The sequence below is a fragment of the Rufibacter ruber genome (assembly GCF_014138425.1).
In the GTDB taxonomy this organism is placed as follows: domain Bacteria; phylum Bacteroidota; class Bacteroidia; order Cytophagales; family Hymenobacteraceae; genus Nibribacter; species Nibribacter ruber_C.
This window is the reverse complement of the sequence record NZ_JACJIQ010000008.1, coordinates 79,687-95,666: the sequence shown is the minus strand read 5'-3', so window position 1 is coordinate 95,666 and position 15,980 is coordinate 79,687. Positions and strand designations below refer to the sequence as shown.

The window sequence follows — 15,980 nt, the reverse complement described above, 5'->3', positions numbered from 1 at the left end:
GGGCTATTTTTCAGAAAACAGCCCCAAAATAGAAACAACCGTTACTCCCTTTTCCTGAACCGTACAAAGGAGGGGACTTCTGCGGCCGCACGGGCTAGCTTAGCCTCGGTCTCAGGGCCTGCTACCAGCTTCACCCCCTGGTCTGTGTCTTCCACCACTGTCTTCTTGCGCCATCCTTCTACGGTTGACTCATCTGTGACCTGGTCACCACCGGCTCCGCCGAACACATAGACATAGCTCCCTACCACGGCATGCCCGCGCAGATCAAAGAAATCGTCACCCCCAAGCCCGTACAGGCTGATCTTCTCGGTCTCGCTGGCAAAAAAAGTGCGGCTGTAGATTTTGGTCCCGTTGATATTCTTTTCGCCCAACCTGAAGACCTCTACCACGGTTCTGCCCTGTGACAGGCGCTGGACCACAAACCGCTCCCGCTCATCTGACCCCACCACGGCTACTTCTTTGGCCAGCACCTTGTAATATTCTTCGGCGGCCTGCGGCAGTTGCTTTAACCGGCTCTTCAGGTTCTGGTAGGTCTCGTCGCCCACCAGTTGATACACCGCCGGCGGAAAGCGGCGCACCGCCATTCTCAGCACTGAGTCTGTCAAAGCCATTTGCATCTCCCGGGCCAGCCTCCTAAAGTCAACCAAAGAGACTTCGGGCAGCGCCCGGGCGTCCAGAAAAGCGGCATTGATGGTGAGCCCGAAGATATTTTGAAACTCAGGGTGGAAAGAGGAGAATTTTCTGGCCGCAAACCTGCGGGTGGCAATCCAGGGAATGACGCCGTCATCATACTTGCAGAGAGCCTGGTCCCGGTCTTTGGGCACGGGCTTGTACCACGTCTCACCGTTCTGCTGGTACTCTGCCCAGTCCCACTGCCCCTCATGGCGGTCCCAGTCACTGATGAGCAGGTCCAGCAGGCGGGCCCGTGCGTACGCCCACTGGTCAATTCTGTGGTGGCTGGAGCGGTAATGGCGCGCCAGCATTTCTTCTGTCTCTACCAAGTCAGTGGCGTTCCCAAACTTTTTGGTGAGCGAGGCCCTGGTGGTAAACTTCTCCTCCATGAGAAAGAGCTTGTTCCCAAATTGGTTGGAATACTGCTGAAAGTCCTGATCTGCGGGCAGCACGTACACCAGGCTGGGCGTGGGGTGGAAGACACCGGCCGCCTCTGCCAGCGGGGCCACCACCAAGGCCGCATACGGGTTGGTGGCTGAGATCTGGTCCCGCACAAAAGAGCCTACAAATGTTTTCCGCCAGAAGGGGGGCAGCACCTCAATGGGGTCTTTGTCTACAGACCGCAACGCAAACAAACGACCCGCTGAGTCTGTGAGGGTGAGGCTGGTGGTTTGCATACCGCCGCCCAGCTTTTCTATCTGGAGGCCGCCTTTCTGCTCGTGCATGTGAAACACTTTGGCCTTCACCGGCACCGCCCACACCTCCCGGTAATGTTTCCCCAGAAAGAACTCCCCCACCTTACCCAGCTGGTAGTGCCGGCCCGCACTCACCATTACACTGTCTGGGGCGTTGTGGTGCAGGACATTCCCCCCCAGGAACGGAGAAGGCCCCAGGACCGCCTCACTGGGCTGGTCTGAAAAAAAGACCCTCACCAACCCGTACAGGCAAAAGAAACCCAGTAGTGTCAGCAAAATTTTTCTTTTCATGGAGGGCGGTTGTTCAGAGTTCAACTGTACCTGAAAAAGCCGCCAAAGGTTGAGAAATAATGCCGGAAATGCGTTTTTGGCCTGTTTTCCTGAAAACAGGCCAAAAACAACTACCTTTATGCCGCCAGCGGCAGCTTAACCTTGCCACTGCTCCTTGCGTTACACTGTATTCCTTGATTCACCATCTACTTAAATAACCAGACCTATGGCAAATAGCGCTACCTACAACGGCATCACCCCTGAGTTGTACAACAACCTGAAAGGCAAACTAAGCGCCGCCGGCATTGAATTAGAAGGCAACAGCGGCCGTGTATCTAAGCAAGGCGTGACGGCAGATTACGCGTATGACGAGGCAAGCCAGTCTCTTCAGATCAACAACGTGAATGTGGCGTTTCCGGCGAGCATGATGTTCAGCCCAGACAAGATCATTCAGAAAATCAACGAGGCCGTGCGCGGGGCGGGCGGACAGGTTGCCTGATTTATTCAGGGATTTTGCCTGACCAAAGCGAGGTTTCTTGCGTATACACATCCCAGCAGGGCCACACAAGGCACTGCCGGGATGTTTTTTTATACGCTAAACCAGAACCTTCACTATGGAACAATCAGCCAATACTTCTGCCCAACTAGTACAACCCAAAGATTTTGCCCGCACTGTTGAATCTATCATGCACGTGTACCAGGGCAACCATGACGTGCTGCCAGAGCTTCTCTCAGACGCCGGAAACATGTTATTGAAAGTACGCCAGAAAATGACCCCTGTACAGATGATTCTGTCTGTGGCCGCCGTGGCCATTGGCGCCATTGTACTGGTAAGCTACAGCGGCGGTCAGTTTGCAGACGCCGAGGAAGTGAAAGACTAACCTTTCTTTCCGGAAGATACCCGTCAAGCCCCTCCCGCCCTCCGGCGGCAGGGGCTTGACTTTTTTCACGAACCAATAAATAGATAGAAGTCCCCAGCAGGAATAGAATACTTCTGTGAACTTGTTTCCCATATCCTTTCCAGCGCCACGGCTGGTACGGCGGGCAAACACTGCCGCACCGGCAGAACCGCACGCGCCCCCTAGGCCCAAGCACCAGCCTCCCAAGCGTTTACCCCTGCTGCCCTCTTTCACCTCCTGGCTGTTTTTGGCCTGTTTTCAGAAAAATGGCCCGGAAACGCATTTTTCCTCAATTGGTAAGACTGCTATAAATGAGCTTGCTCCCGGGCACTCTCTGCCGTTGATTTGCGTTCTGTTTCTACACCAGAAGCATGGAAAAGAGAAAGGCATACAAACCCACGGCACCTCCCCTTACTGCCCAGGAGAAGGTTAGCCGGTACATGCGCAGCAACAAGAGCAAAGACACCCAGCCAGAGCTATTGCTGCGCCGAACCTTGTGGCAGGCAGGGCTACGGGGCTATCGCGTACACTGGAAACATCTTCCGGGCAAGCCCGATGTCTGCTATCCCGGCCGCAGGCTGGCAATTTTCCTGCACGGCTGCTTCTGGCACCGCTGCCCGCACTGTGCTCTTTCCCTGCCTAAAAGCAACACAGCCTTCTGGCGTGAAAAATTCACCCGCAATGTAGCGCGTGACCAGCAGCACCGCGCCAAATTAAAAGCAGCCGGCTGGCAGGTTCTGGTGATCTGGGAATGCCAGCTGCAACAGGATCTGGAAGGGTGCCTGCTCACCATTAAAGGCCTGCACGCGGGCGTACCGGAGAGCTATTGGCTGGAGGCGGCGTAAGTACTGATTGGCGGGCTACTTCGCTTTAGGCTTTTTATTAGGAGATTTAGACGAACGAAGGTAGAAGCTAACTTTAATATTTCTCCCAGAAAGGGGCCAGACTGTTAAATAATCTTGCGATAAGGGTGCGCTCCTTCGCTACAATTTCGGCGTTGGCGACCAAGCCATCTTTTAGTAACAGCTGCTTTTTATGCGTGGTCACGAGCCCCTCAGGGAAAGAAACTTTGGCCAAATAGGAAGTATCACCGCTGGTAAAATCAGATAAATATTCTATTCGACCTTTTAAATAGCCGTGCTCCTGGTACGGGAATGCATCTAGCCGCACAATTACTTTTTGCCCCAGCTGCACTTTCCCCATTCCAGACTGCCCCACTTGAAATTCTCCCCAGTAACCACCCGCTTCAGCCTTAGCTATGTAAAAAAGTGGTTTATTTACTTCCAACCATTGCCCTCTGCCCCAATCTTGGTTTGCAGGCCCAGCGGCAGAGAACTTACAAACTCCCAGATGTTGGCCAAACGCATGGCGTGCAGAAGCTTTTTCATATCTAACGCATCACTGTTCACCGCACTATTGTTCGCAATGGTATCTGAGAAGATAAAGCCTTCTTGCATAACTACACCACAACTCTGCCGCCAGAATTGAGGTTTAATAGTTGAGAGTGGAGTGTTTCCCACCTTTATTTCACCTTGTTGCGGAGAATAAAAACCTAACAAAAGCTTGAGCAGCATAGCTTACCACTGCCGCTCATGCCTACAATGGCGGTGGTTTTCCCTTCAGGGATGATGAGGTCAATGTCTTTTAGCACTGGTTCATTGCCAGCGCCAGGGTACTGAAACGTGAGGTTCTGTAGCTGAATGGTTTTACTGGGCGGCAGCTCCTTCAGAAATGTTTTCCCGTTTGGCTCCTCGTCTTCCATCTCATGGATCTCATTGAGGCGCTCCATGCTGATTTTGGCGTCTTGCCAGCCTTGAATAAACCCTAGCAACTGCTCTACAGGGCTATTAAGCTGTCCCAGAATGTACTGAATGGCCATCATAGCCCCTAACGTTAATTGACCAGCAATTACCGCTTTTGCCACCAGGAAAATGATGAAGATGTTCTTGCCTTCATTTATAAAAAATGCCCCTGCCTGCTGGTACTGCCCAAGGAAAGCGATTTGATACTGTACCTGAACAAGCTGGCCTGGATACGCTCCCACTCCCACCGTTTCTGCTGCTCACAGCCGTTCAGCTTGATCTCCTGCATACCGTTGATGAGTTGCATCACAGAACTTTGGTTTTGGGCTGAAATCCCGAAGCGCTTATAATGTAGCTGCTTTCTCTTACCCAAAAATGCCATAACCCAACCAGCGTATAGCACTGATGCTCCCAAAAACACCAGAAAAACCGGCAAATGATAGAACGCCAGCACAAAAGAGAAAATTACCAAATTAAACATAGAGAACGCCACCGAAGCGACTGCCCTGTTAGAAAGGATTCTATCCGTTTCTGGTCTCCCATACGTTGCATGATGCCTCCCACTTGTTTGGTATCAAAGAAGCTGATGGGCAGACGCATGAGCTTGCTCAGAAATAGAGACAGTACAGAGACATTAAGGCGCGTGCTGATGTGCAGCAGAATCCAGGATCTGATGAAATCTACGCTCATGCGGCCCACCAGCAGCATAAACTGCGCAATGAGCACAATGTAAATAAAGTCTAAGTTATTGGTGTTAATGCCCACATCTACCACCGACTGCGTCAAGAACGGCAGAATGAGCTGCAGCAAACTGCCCACCGCAAACCCCAGCGCTAACTGGAGCAACAGCTTTTTATAGCGAAACAGGTACCCAAAGAACAGCACAAAACTTACTTTTGTACTCCACTCATCTTCTTCCTGGTAAAGGGCAGGGGTTGGTTCCAGTAACAGCACCACTCCAAAGTTTCCCTTAGAAGTTTGCTGGCTGCTCCAATGCTGGATAAGTTCTTCTAAAGAATACGTGATAATGCCTTTGGCCGGGTCTGCCACCGTGTACTTATTACTTTTGATTTTGTAGAGCACCACAAAATGGTTCTGATCCCAGTGCAGAATGCAGGGTAGCACTAGCTCTCTTAACTGCTTTGCTTCTACCTTAGCTCCTGTGGTTTTGAAGCCGATTTTCTCTGCCGTCTCGGCAATGCCCAACATAGAAACCCCTCCCAGCTAATCTGGGAGAGCGTGCGCAGCTTCTGTAGGCTATAGATTCTACCATAGTGCTTTGCCACCATGCGCAGGCAGGTGGGGCCACAGTCTATCTGGTCTAGTTGTTTGTAGAATTTGAACAAGGCCAAGAAATTAGTACATCCCACTCATTACCTTATCAGTTCTTTTAGCTTCTCAAGAAGCTCCTCCCCGCGTAAATTTTGGGCTACAATGGTGCCCTCCTTATTGACCAGCAAGTTAAAAGGGATACCTTTTATATCATATTGCTTTACAAGATCGCTCTTCCAGGCCAGCGTGTCTATCACATGAACAAAGTCCGCGGTACCGTCCTTCATAATAGCTTTCTTCCATTTCTCTGTATCCTCGTCAATAGAGACAGCTAGAATCTCGAAGCCTTTGGGTGCATAGTCCTTTCTTGCTTTCACCAGATAAGGGCTCTCTTCCCTGCAGGGTCTGCACCAGCTCGCCCAAAAGTCTATTAACACTACCTTTCCACGCAAGCTCTTGCTGCTGATTTGTGCCCCATTTTGGTTATTACGAGCAAAGTCATTCAGTTTTTTCCCAACAAAGGCGACAGGCATGGCATAAATCTCTTTTTTGTTCCGATATGAGACAAGGTAGTCAAGAAAGAGTTTCCTATTACCAAACCTATCCTTCAAAAGAGCTAATTGTTCAGTAGAGAGAGGTTGACCAATGGCTAGTTCTGTACACATCATGGCGTTTTGAGCTATAACCATACTTTTTGTCCCCATAGCTGTTGAGGCAACATATTTATGCAACTCTTCCAAAACTACGTCTGCATTACTTTTCAAAGAGATATAATTAGGACTCGATTTTTCAAAGTCTGAAAGGAGTAGTTCTTCTTTCCTTCTATTATATTCACTGCTGAGCTCCGTAAACTTATCTGTATAAGCGACTAACTCTTCCGTAAAAACCGAACCCTTAATTTCCGTCTTCTTATTATTCGTGTAATCAATGGTTATGGTGGGGGTCTCCCTATCTAACAGAATAAGACGATTGTACTTTGTACCTGACTTGCTAAAACGCATAAGATATGGAGTCTCTCCTTCTTGCATACCACCTCGTAACTTAACAGTCATATTGCCCTCCACAAAAGCAGAATCCGTCAATTCATATTCACCTTGCTCATTCACTTTTTGAAGCCGTACCACTTGTTTCGGGGAGCCTTTCACAATCAAAGTCACAACTGGCGTATTGCTTTTAAATAAACAAGCAAAGCAAAATATTATTATCAGACTTAAATTCTTATAAAGAAGCATATTGTTAGATTTTTATTAAAAACATACTATTCTCCCAAGAGTTCTATTATCCTCTTGGGAGAATTCACTTGTCTTATTACTTAAAAATGAACGTCATTAAAGCAATCACTCCCCCATGTTCCTTGAAAAGCTAATGCCAAAGCTACATTAGACTCAGCATATTACGAGGTCGTGCCACATGACCCACCTTGAATAGAACCACATGGCCCTGATACAGTACAAGTAAAATACCTTTCCCCACTTGGACATGCTGGCTCAATACTTCCACCTCTAATCGAATTCAATTCGTTTCTAGATAATAAATTCATATTTACGTCTGCTTTTGTAGATCAAAAAGCAGCAAAAACTTTTAATTTTACATTTGGATAGTATTTGCTTAACGCTTTGGTGGGCAGAGCTCTGTTTCATTCTCTAAATGAAGATTTTATTGAGCAGTCATCATTATACAAGAAAATACTTGGGATGTTAGTATTATTATAATTATCATTATTGCTATTATTACTGCCTTTAATCTCACTAATTACCATGATTAGCACCTATGCTAGCAGGAGGCGCTTGTATAGGTGGTGGGGACTGAATGTTTGGTTTGACCTTCTTACTGTTTGCCGTAAGCTTATCTAAAAGTCCCTCAACACGGGTAATCTGACTTGGCCTTGGAGCATTAGAATAAGCTATTTTATGCTGTCTGTCAAAGATGAGATATCTAGGGATACTAGTTACTTGCAGGGTCTCCTCTAAAATCTTTCTAGTTTCCTCTGTTGCTATGAAGCTATAATTATTTTGCTGTTTATATAAGTTAACATCCTTTACCCATTTATTGGCATCTCTGTCAATAGATAAGTACACCAAAGCAACATCATTTTTATGCAACAAATTATATAACTGCTCGCTGTATTTGAATTCTGCTTTACAAGGAGCACACCAGGAAGCCCATAAATCTAAATAAACTCCTTTACCTATATTAGCTTTTAGAATTTCTTTAAAAGCGACTTGTTTATTATCAACAGTTTTAAAAACGGCATTTGCTAAAGCCTCTGGAACATCTTTATATTGTGGCTTGCCAAAAAAATTATTAAACTCAATAATATCCCTTAACTCCTTATCTTCAACTATAGATAAGGCTTGTTCATATAGCTTCTCAAATCGATCATCAAACTTCATGTTAGACATGTTGGCGTAGTAAACAATTAGATCTCGAAGTTGATTATCTCGCATTTTACCTTTAAAATACTGTAAAGTAGTGGTATAGATATCTAAGAAATGCTCATAAGAAAAGGGTTTCAAATCAGGGTTACCCAAAATAAAGTAGTGGTAATTCCATAGACAAGAAGCGTAAGCACTGAAACCTAATAGTTGTTCATCATGAAAGTTCATGTGCAAATATTCTTTGTAATACTCCTTGCGGATGGCATTTCTATTTATTCTTCTATCTCTGAACGGCTGTGCCAAATCGGCAACGTATTCATAATAATTTTTATCTGTTAGAAACTTGTAATATGTTTCACTTATAGGATACTTCTTTGCCAGTTTACTTATAAATTTTATTTGATTCTGGCAGTACCTAAACCTTTCTGCTTTATATTCCATTAAATCATTATAATCCTGATGATGTGGCATCTTCTGATCCGTCTCTTTCTCTAGAATAAAGGAAAACATATAGTTACTACTGTTTTTACCCTTGACTGCTTTTACTTCTCTAACTTTATGGCTGCTCCAATCCACATCAAGGTTTAAAAGAACTGAGTCTCCTGGTTGAACAAAGAAAAAGTGCTCTAATATTCTAACATGAGTCGGTTGCTTCAAATCAAATTCTAAATACCCTTCTCCCCCTTTTATTACACAGGAATCAAGAAACTCTACCCGTTGCAAATGAAAGTTAAGCCAATCTGCCCCCATGAGCACAGGCGCATCATTGTTATTGGCTATTATTTTTATTTTTACGTTTTGAGCAACTACCGAATTGGTAATTAGCATTAGAGCCATTAGCAGAATCGAGGAAAAAATCTTCATATCTAGAAAGTTAATTAGAGATAAAAGTGGCTGTTTAAAAATTAGAAACAGCCACTCCATTTATTTTTATTTGACTTTAATTAGCAAAGAGTTCCAGTTGAGCAGTCATAGCTACGGCAATGTTGACCTGGTGCAGGCTCATGTCCTGCAGTACTACAAGACCCGGCACCATAGTGTTGCAATTTGCCATTATTGTCGTAGAACGCATGACACCCACAAGACCCTCCACCAGGCTCCAAGGTATCTGTATCCCCTGGGCCACCCCCTGCTATCATCTTCAATTCATTTTTAGTCAAAAGATTCATAATGTTGTCTGCTTTTGTAGATCAAAAAGCAGCAAAAAATTTCAATTTTACATTTGGTTAGTTTTTGCTTACCGCTTTGGTGGGCAAGGACCTGGTTCAGCTGCCCCTGGGGCGGCTGTTCTACCTAAGCAGCTTACCCAGCTCCTTCTCCAGCAGGTCCGGCTCGCTGGGGCGGGGGGCGTTGGCGTTCACGATCCTGCCTGCCTTGTCAATGAGGAGGTAGCGGGGGATGGCCTGCAGCCGCAGCCCCCGGGCGAAGGGGGAGCTGAACTCCTGCAGCAGCAGGAAGCTGTTGGCCGTCTGCAGCGCCTTGGGGTGCCGCTGCCGCCCCTTCTCCCAGGCCGCCCTGCTCTTGTCCACCGACAGGTACACGAACTCCACCGGCTGCCCCTTGTACTTCTCCTGCAGTTCCAGGGACTTGGGCATCTCCTCCAGGCAGGGAACGCACCAGCTGGCCCAGAAGTCCACGTACAGCACCTTTCCCCGCTTCTTGGCCATCAGCTCCTCCAGGGGGATCGTGGCGTCCTTCTGCCCCAGCAGCTGGTTCCCTGCAAAGTTCTTGTTGATGGACTCCCGGTAGGCCAGCTCCTCCTGCAGGTGACTTGTGAAGTCGGTATCTGGGTAGCGGGCGGTATACGCTAAAAGCTGCTCTTTATAGTTGGCCAATTTTTGATTGCCTGGATTTTTAAGGAGCAGGTACTGCACAGGCTCTATCAGGGAACTGTCAAAGAAGCTTTTTGCTAGAGTTAGGTTGGTTTCGAATTCTTTAGCTGAGGCCCACTCTGCGTCCTTGCGCTTAATAGCAGAGGCAGTGATAAAACCCAAATTCAAAGAGGAGGCGGCAACAAACCTGAAGCGAGGAAAATAATAAGAGAACCGGTTCTGACTTTGCAGGTACTTGGCCAATTGGTCATAATAGGATTTCAATTCTCCCTCTGGCCCTCCCATACTGGAAACCACCCGAAATTTTTCGAACATATCATGGTGAAGCAGGAACTGCCTAGCTATGCTTTGCACCTCAGGCCGAAGCAAGGGGTTCGCTGAGTATTCTTTAAAAAAAGTTTGTTCTTTTTTAACCCTGTCTTCCAGAATGGAATCTCTTTTTGCAAAGGACTTCTCCTGCATTATCTTATAGACCGAAGAAACCGTAAAATCCCCCTTGCCTGCTTTTACCATAGAGGTAAACAGGTTCAGTTCAGCGTCCCTAGTAGGAATGCCTGTCTCAAGCACTAGCCACCCCATACTGTCTAGTCCCACCTGTATCCTATCATTTGGAAGGACTATAAAAGGAGCACTCCCTTTGTCAGTATTATATAATACATGGAAGTTGCGGAAAGAAATCTGTAGGCTATCACCAACATTGCTTAATAAAACAAGGTTATCTAAGTAATCATGGAACTGGAGCAAAGGCTTCATTTTACCTCTTTTCTTCAGAATTAATGTAGCCGTAGTGAGGGGGGCATAACCGCTGGTTGTATCAAGCACTACAGGCAACGGGGATTGGCTTGCTTTAATCTGCCCCTGCGCATTACCGCAGCAGAAAAGACTCCAAAGAAACAGAAGCAGCGAAAGGGAAACTGAGGCAGTTTTCACCGGCTTGCTCCTATATGGGTAAAAGCACCTTCTGTTTCTGGAGTTAAAGGCTACGTCTACAGTTGTAATATCTAAACCCAGCAGCTTATTCCCGGTTACCCTATTCATTCCAGAATTACCAACAGCCATAACGTCAGGAGAGAGTTTATTGTATTTGAGCAAGTAAACAATAGGCGGGAGCGCATGCAGCGGGCTAAAGTTGAAGAAAAGGAGCAGCAGATTTTTCATAAAATTCTCTATAAATTCCCTTACTATTTGTTGCCCCCGCAGATTGTGATCTCCACTGACTTAAGAAGTGGTTCATCTAATTCTTGGCACAGGCTTTACACAGAAGCCTGGAGGGGTATTATATATAATCTTGGGGTAGGCAGTGGCCTAAATAATGTATTTACTATAGGTAATGAGAGCAGAGACAACTGTTTTATTTAATTTTCACCATTGCGGCAATACCTGATAACGTAGGTCAGATGCTTTTTAAATTCGTTAAGTATCCTCTAGATATTTATAGAACAACAAGAACAGCTGAGCTTTTTAAGCCTTTTTGCGCCATAGCACATCTATTCTTACTCTGGTAATCTGAATTTAAATTTTTTATAGATATTCTCTTGGTTCTTTGGCCAAGCTATTACTTCCCTAAGATATTGACTTTATTAACTTATTGAAAGAAAATAATCTTATTTCTAACTTATACTGGAATAATCTTCGCAAATGTAACTGTAGATAAAAGACACTACTACACTCCTCTCTTCAAGTCTATTACCATTAACAAACTATTACCTTAATAAAAGCTGTTTAAAGTTTTTATTAAGAGCTTGTTTACATTTTGATCTTGCAAGCGAATACGGGGAGCGAAAGGTTCTGGCGAAGCGTTTTTTGAGCAGCATACGCCCCGCTATGGTGCGGAAAAAAAGCAAAGCCAGGTTCTTTTGATACCCGTTTGCAGCACAAAAGACAAATTTAAACATGCCCTAAGACTATGGCGCAAGCATGCGCTTGTGCCTTTAGGATTAGTAAGTTTCTGTTTTAGGGCTGGTTTTGCGAAAGTAGCCCCAAAACGAAGCCACAAGCACACCTTGCGCCATGACGGGGTCAGCCACAATTCATAACCATAGAAAAAGGAAAAAACGCGAAACAGGCCCCTAAAATAATTCCCGCTAAACCAAGCTGATAATTCTAAAGAAAACTGGCACCACAGGGCGCTTCTAAGTTTCAACCTTGCCCTGTTGCCTCTTTTCCGCAAATGAACAAAAGCTAGAATATGCCCAACTCCCTCCTTCCCCCTAACACTCCTTCTTCCAAACAACAACCCAAATCACCCCCAACTGCGTAAACAGCGGCAAACGCGCCTGCATCTTCTACGTTGGCTCACCAAGCGGCTGTTTTTGGCCTACTTTTCCAAAAACAGCCCTAAAACAGAAGAAGAGGCTAATCAGCATCTTACTATATGAAACAACTCTTACCCCGCTGGGTAACCTTACTTTTGATAGGAGCTTGTTCGCTCGCAGCAACAGCAGAAAGCTGGGCACAGCTACCTTCTCTGCCAGCCAGCTCCCCTTCCCACACAGTACTTTTGGCAGGCCGCTGGTCGCCGGGGCAATCTGCCGCCGCCCCCTTGCCGCTGCTGCAGGCGCAGCTAAAGCAGGCCGGCGAGAAAAGCTCCCTGGTGTTTATAGGCAACCCGTTTCAACCCGCTACCCTGCCCGGCATTGCCGCGTCTGACCGCAAAACCCAGGAGGCGCAGCTCCAGCAGCAGTTGGCGTACCTGCAGGGGTACAAAGGCCAGATCATTCTCATGCCCGGCGAGCATGACGCCAAAGGCCGGGTGGTACAGGAAGTCAGAAACCAGGAACGGTTTATTGCCCAGTACCTGCAGAATGAGAAGCTTATCTTGCCAGAGAACCACTGCCCCGGCCCCGCTGAGGTAGCCGTCAATGAGGATGTGCACCTCATTCTCATGGACACGCAGTGGCTCATTCCTAACCGCCGCATAGATGAAGAAGAAGAGCAGCGGGGCTGCCCCACTACCGGCGGCACGGCCACCCTGGCCGCCCTGGATGACATTTTGCGCAGCAACGAAGACAAGAACCTGTTAATGGTCATGAGCGTCTCCCCAAAGATGAAAGGGTATGAGCACCGCCTCATGCACCGGCAGCTGGCGCACATGTATACCCAGCACCCCGGCCTGGTGCATGCAGAAGGCAACTCCCCCGCCCTGCAACACCTCACCAGAGACAGCATCCACTTCATTGGGGCCGGCTTGAGGGCCTCCAATGTAAAACCCATCAAAGACGCCACTACCGCGTTTTCCCAGAACTTGCCCGGCTTCGCCAAGGTGCTGTATTACGCCAACGGCGAGGCGTGGCTGGAGATCTGGAGCGCACCAGATGTGAACAGCACTACCGGCCAGGTGGTACACCGCGCATTGCTTTCGCGCAAGCCTACCCTCAGGCAGGTAGAAGAGAACATCAAGCGCATGAACCTGAGCTTCGCCGGCAAAAAGGCGGCGCTTCCCGCCAGCCAGGTGTATGAGGCCAGCGGTTTTCACCAGTGGCTCATGGGCCAAAACTACCGCCCAGAGTGGAAACAGCCGGTCTCCCTGCCCGTCTTTGACATTGGCACCATGCACGGCGGCCTCAAGGTGGTGCAGCGCGGCGGCGGTTTCCAGACCGTGTCTCTGCGGCTGGAAGACAGCACCGGCCGCCAGTACGTGCTGCGCTCTGTTGAGAAATACCCAGACGCGGCCCTGCCCCGCATTCTGCGCGAAACCATTGCCGCCGACGTGGTGAAAGACCAGATCTCAGCGTCTCACCCGTACGGCGCACTGGTGGCCGCTCCGCTGGCCAACGCGGTGGGTGTGTACCATACCAACCCCCAATACTTCATCATTCCAGATGACCCGCGCTTTGGGCGCTACCTCAAGGGCTTCGCCAATACCATAGGGTTGTTTGAGGAACGGCCAGATGAAGACATGTCTGACATGGCCAGCATGGGGAACTCTAAGAATGTGGTGGGCACAGACAAAGTACTGGAAAACACCCGTGAAGACCAGAATGACGAAGTAGATCAGTTAAGTGTGCTGCGCGCCCGCCTGCTGGACTTCTTCATTGCCGACTGGGACCGCCATGATGACCAGTGGCGCTGGGCCGAATTCAAAAAAGAAGGCAAGGGCAAGATCTACAAACCCGTTCCGCGGGACCGCGACCAGGCATTCTTCGTAAACCAGGGCGTCATTCCTAACATTGCCAGCCGGCGGTGGTTGCTGCCCAAAGTGCAGGGGTTTGATGAGAGCCTGCGTGATATCAAAGGCTTTAACTTCAACAACCGCTATTTTGACCGCTATTTCCTCACGGAGCCTGACCGCGCCCAATGGCTGGCCATGGCAGACTCGGTACGCAGCAGCCTCACAGATGAAGCCATAGAGCAGGCCGTGCGCCAGCTTCCGCCAGAGATATACCAGAAGTCTGGCAAGCAACTGGAGGAGACCCTGAAAGCCCGCCGTGCGTACCTTAAGCGGGATGCCGAAGACTACTATGAGTTCCTGGCCCAGAAAGTAGACGTGGTGGGCACAGATGAGAAAGACTATTTTGAAGTTGAGCGGCAAGCCGATGGCGCCACCCTGGTTTCCATCTACAAACAACAACCGTTCACGCCAGAGAACCAGATCTACCAGCGCCGTTTCATTTCACCAGACACCAGGGAGATACGGCTGTACGGGCTGGGCGGTGATGACGTCATGCACGTAACCGGCAAAGCCGAAGACGGTATCAGGCTCCGGCTCATTGGCGGTGAGGGTCAAGATGAAATAACTGACTCTTCTTTTGTAGACGGCCTGCGCCGGCTGACCTACGTGTATGATCAACGCAACGGGGCCAAGCTGCAACTGGGCCCAGAGGCCAGAGACTACACCCGCCTTCGGCCCACGGCCAAGTATGACCGCCAGAGCTTCCGGTACAATTATCTGGGCCCCCTGGGCTCGTTTGAGTTCAACCGTGATGACGGCTTTCTGCTGGGGGCAGGTGCTTTGCTCAAAACCCAGTCGTTCCAGAAGGAGCCGTACGGCATGATGCACCGGCTGGTGGGCAGCTACGCTTTTGCCACCAACTCGTTCCTGATTGACTACGCCGCCCACTTTACCCGCGTACGGCTGGGGCTGGACGTGAAGGTGAACGTGAACTGGAAGAGCCCCGGCTTCTCAGACAATTTCTTCGGGCTGAGCAATGAGAGCTTGTACAACCCAGACATTGACATTGACTACTACCGCTACCGCTCCACCCAATTCTACGCCAACCTGCTGGTAGGCCGAAAACTGGGCGAGTATGAGACGCTGTTTGTGGGGCCGGCCTTCCAGACGGTGAACGTAGAGCGCACGCCGGGCCGCTTCCTGCCAACCCAGCTGGAAACGTCAGACCGGTTGGCCGGCTACTATCAAGAGAAGGCCTATGCGGGGGTACGGCTGGAATATGTGCTGGACTCCAGAAACTCTGTGGCCCTGCCTGACCGCGGCATGTTCTGGAGCGTAGCCGGTGAGGCCATGAGGGGAACCAGCCAGACCGCCAGAGATGTGGCACGCGTGCACTCGCAACTGTCACTCTACAAGACGGTACGCATTCCGTTCAAGCTCACGCTGGCCACCCGCTTTGGCGGCGGCCACACCTTTGGCGACAACTTTGAGTTCTTCCAGGCCCAAACCCTGGACGGACTGGCCAATCTGCGGGGCTTCAGAAGAACCCGTTTCAGTGGCCAGAGCAGCTTTTACAACAACACAGAGGCGCGTCTGCGGCTGTTCAGCTTTACCACCTATCTGTTTCCCGCCTCTATTGGCATCTTCGGGTTCCATGATGTGGGCCGGGTGTGGGTAGACGGGGAGAACTCGAACAAGTGGCACAGGGGCTACGGCGGGGGCGTCTGGCTGTCGCCGCTGAACCAGGTGGTGATCTCTGTGGGCTACACCGCGTCTGATGAAGACCAAATGCCGTTGATCAAAGCAGGTTTCTTCTTCTAACGGTTACCCTTAAAAACAGGAGTGGCTGGTGCAATGCACCAGCCACTCCTGTTTTGGGGCTGTTTTTCTGAAAACAGGCCCAAAACGGCATCCTCCTTTTTTTATGGGTGATGGCCCCTAAAAGAAAGCAAAGGAGAAGGCAGACATTTCTTTAGGGGAAAGCAGCCCACACGCGGCAAAACATTCCCTGGCATCTGCCAGCTCCTGAGGCATTCTGCCTTTCTGACT

At 49.0% G+C, this 15,980-nt stretch carries 13 protein-coding genes and 1 pseudogene; 4 read left to right on the top strand and 10 right to left on the bottom strand.

The genetic code is table 11. The features are described from left to right. Positions 1 to 41 precede the first annotated feature (41 nt). Positions 42 to 1,658, bottom strand: a complete 1,617-nt coding sequence (locus tag FHS90_RS11055; protein ID WP_182513096.1) for a hypothetical protein — start codon at positions 1,656 to 1,658, stop codon at positions 42 to 44. A gap of 205 nt (positions 1,659 to 1,863) precedes the next feature. Here FHS90_RS11055 and FHS90_RS11050 point away from each other — a divergent pair, with 205 nt between their 5' ends. From FHS90_RS11050 to FHS90_RS11040, 3 genes are all read left to right on the top strand, one after another. After that, entirely contained in the window at positions 1,864 to 2,136 is a 273-nt protein-coding gene (locus FHS90_RS11050; protein WP_066832896.1) for a hypothetical protein, read from the top strand. A gap of 115 nt (positions 2,137 to 2,251) precedes the next feature. Next, positions 2,252 to 2,518, top strand: coding sequence for a hypothetical protein (locus FHS90_RS11045; protein ID WP_066832894.1), 267 nt, complete (start codon positions 2,252 to 2,254; stop codon positions 2,516 to 2,518). Positions 2,519 to 2,907: 389 nt separating this feature from the next. Beyond that, entirely contained in the window at positions 2,908 to 3,381 is a 474-nt protein-coding gene (locus FHS90_RS11040) for a very short patch repair endonuclease (protein WP_182513095.1), read from the top strand. Positions 3,382 to 3,454: 73 nt separating this feature from the next. Here the strand turns inward: FHS90_RS11040 and FHS90_RS11035 are convergent, their stop codons facing one another. From FHS90_RS11035 to FHS90_RS11015, 9 genes and pseudogenes are all read right to left on the bottom strand, one after another. Then, on the bottom strand, positions 3,455 to 3,823 hold the full coding sequence (locus tag FHS90_RS11035) for a beta-barrel domain-containing protein (RefSeq protein WP_182513094.1): 369 nt from the start codon (positions 3,821 to 3,823) through the stop codon (positions 3,455 to 3,457). After that, positions 3,814 to 4,110 (bottom strand): ATP-binding cassette domain-containing protein, encoded by a 297-nt coding sequence (locus FHS90_RS22450; RefSeq protein WP_246386919.1) that lies wholly within the window; start codon positions 4,108 to 4,110, stop codon positions 3,814 to 3,816. The genes FHS90_RS11035 and FHS90_RS22450 overlap by 10 nt, the downstream gene beginning before the upstream one ends. Next, entirely contained in the window at positions 4,089 to 4,418 is a 330-nt protein-coding gene (locus FHS90_RS22445; RefSeq protein WP_246386916.1) for a hypothetical protein, read from the bottom strand. Before FHS90_RS22445 ends, FHS90_RS22450 begins: the two co-directional genes overlap by 22 nt. A 74-nt stretch (positions 4,419 to 4,492) precedes the next feature. After that, positions 4,493 to 4,648: a hypothetical protein gene (locus FHS90_RS22440; protein WP_246386913.1), complete on the bottom strand. Its 156-nt coding sequence runs from the start codon at positions 4,646 to 4,648 to the stop codon at positions 4,493 to 4,495. Positions 4,649 to 4,803: 155 nt separating this feature from the next. Then, positions 4,804 to 5,112: an ABC transporter transmembrane domain-containing protein gene (locus FHS90_RS22435; protein ID WP_343049684.1), complete on the bottom strand. Its 309-nt coding sequence runs from the start codon at positions 5,110 to 5,112 to the stop codon at positions 4,804 to 4,806. Positions 5,113 to 5,382: 270 nt separating this feature from the next. Then, positions 5,383 to 5,627, bottom strand: a pseudogene (locus tag FHS90_RS22430) (cysteine peptidase family C39 domain-containing protein); the annotation flags it as partial. A gap of 84 nt (positions 5,628 to 5,711) precedes the next feature. Further along, positions 5,712 to 6,842, bottom strand: a complete 1,131-nt coding sequence (locus FHS90_RS11025; RefSeq protein WP_182513093.1) for a TlpA family protein disulfide reductase — start codon at positions 6,840 to 6,842, stop codon at positions 5,712 to 5,714. Between the two features lie 516 nt (positions 6,843 to 7,358). Then, positions 7,359 to 8,852 carry a TlpA family protein disulfide reductase gene (locus FHS90_RS11020; protein WP_182513092.1) on the bottom strand — a complete coding sequence of 498 codons (1,494 nt, stop codon included), beginning with the start codon at positions 8,850 to 8,852 and terminating at the stop codon, positions 7,359 to 7,361. Positions 8,853 to 9,277: 425 nt separating this feature from the next. Then, positions 9,278 to 10,135, bottom strand: a complete 858-nt coding sequence (locus FHS90_RS11015) for a TlpA family protein disulfide reductase (RefSeq protein WP_182513091.1) — start codon at positions 10,133 to 10,135, stop codon at positions 9,278 to 9,280. 2,185 nt (positions 10,136 to 12,320) lie between these two features. On the opposite strand from FHS90_RS11015, the gene FHS90_RS11010 reads away from it, so the two are divergent. Beyond that, positions 12,321 to 15,752: a BamA/TamA family outer membrane protein gene (locus tag FHS90_RS11010; RefSeq protein ID WP_182513090.1), complete on the top strand. Its 3,432-nt coding sequence runs from the start codon at positions 12,321 to 12,323 to the stop codon at positions 15,750 to 15,752. Positions 15,753 to 15,980: the final 228 nt, after the last annotated feature.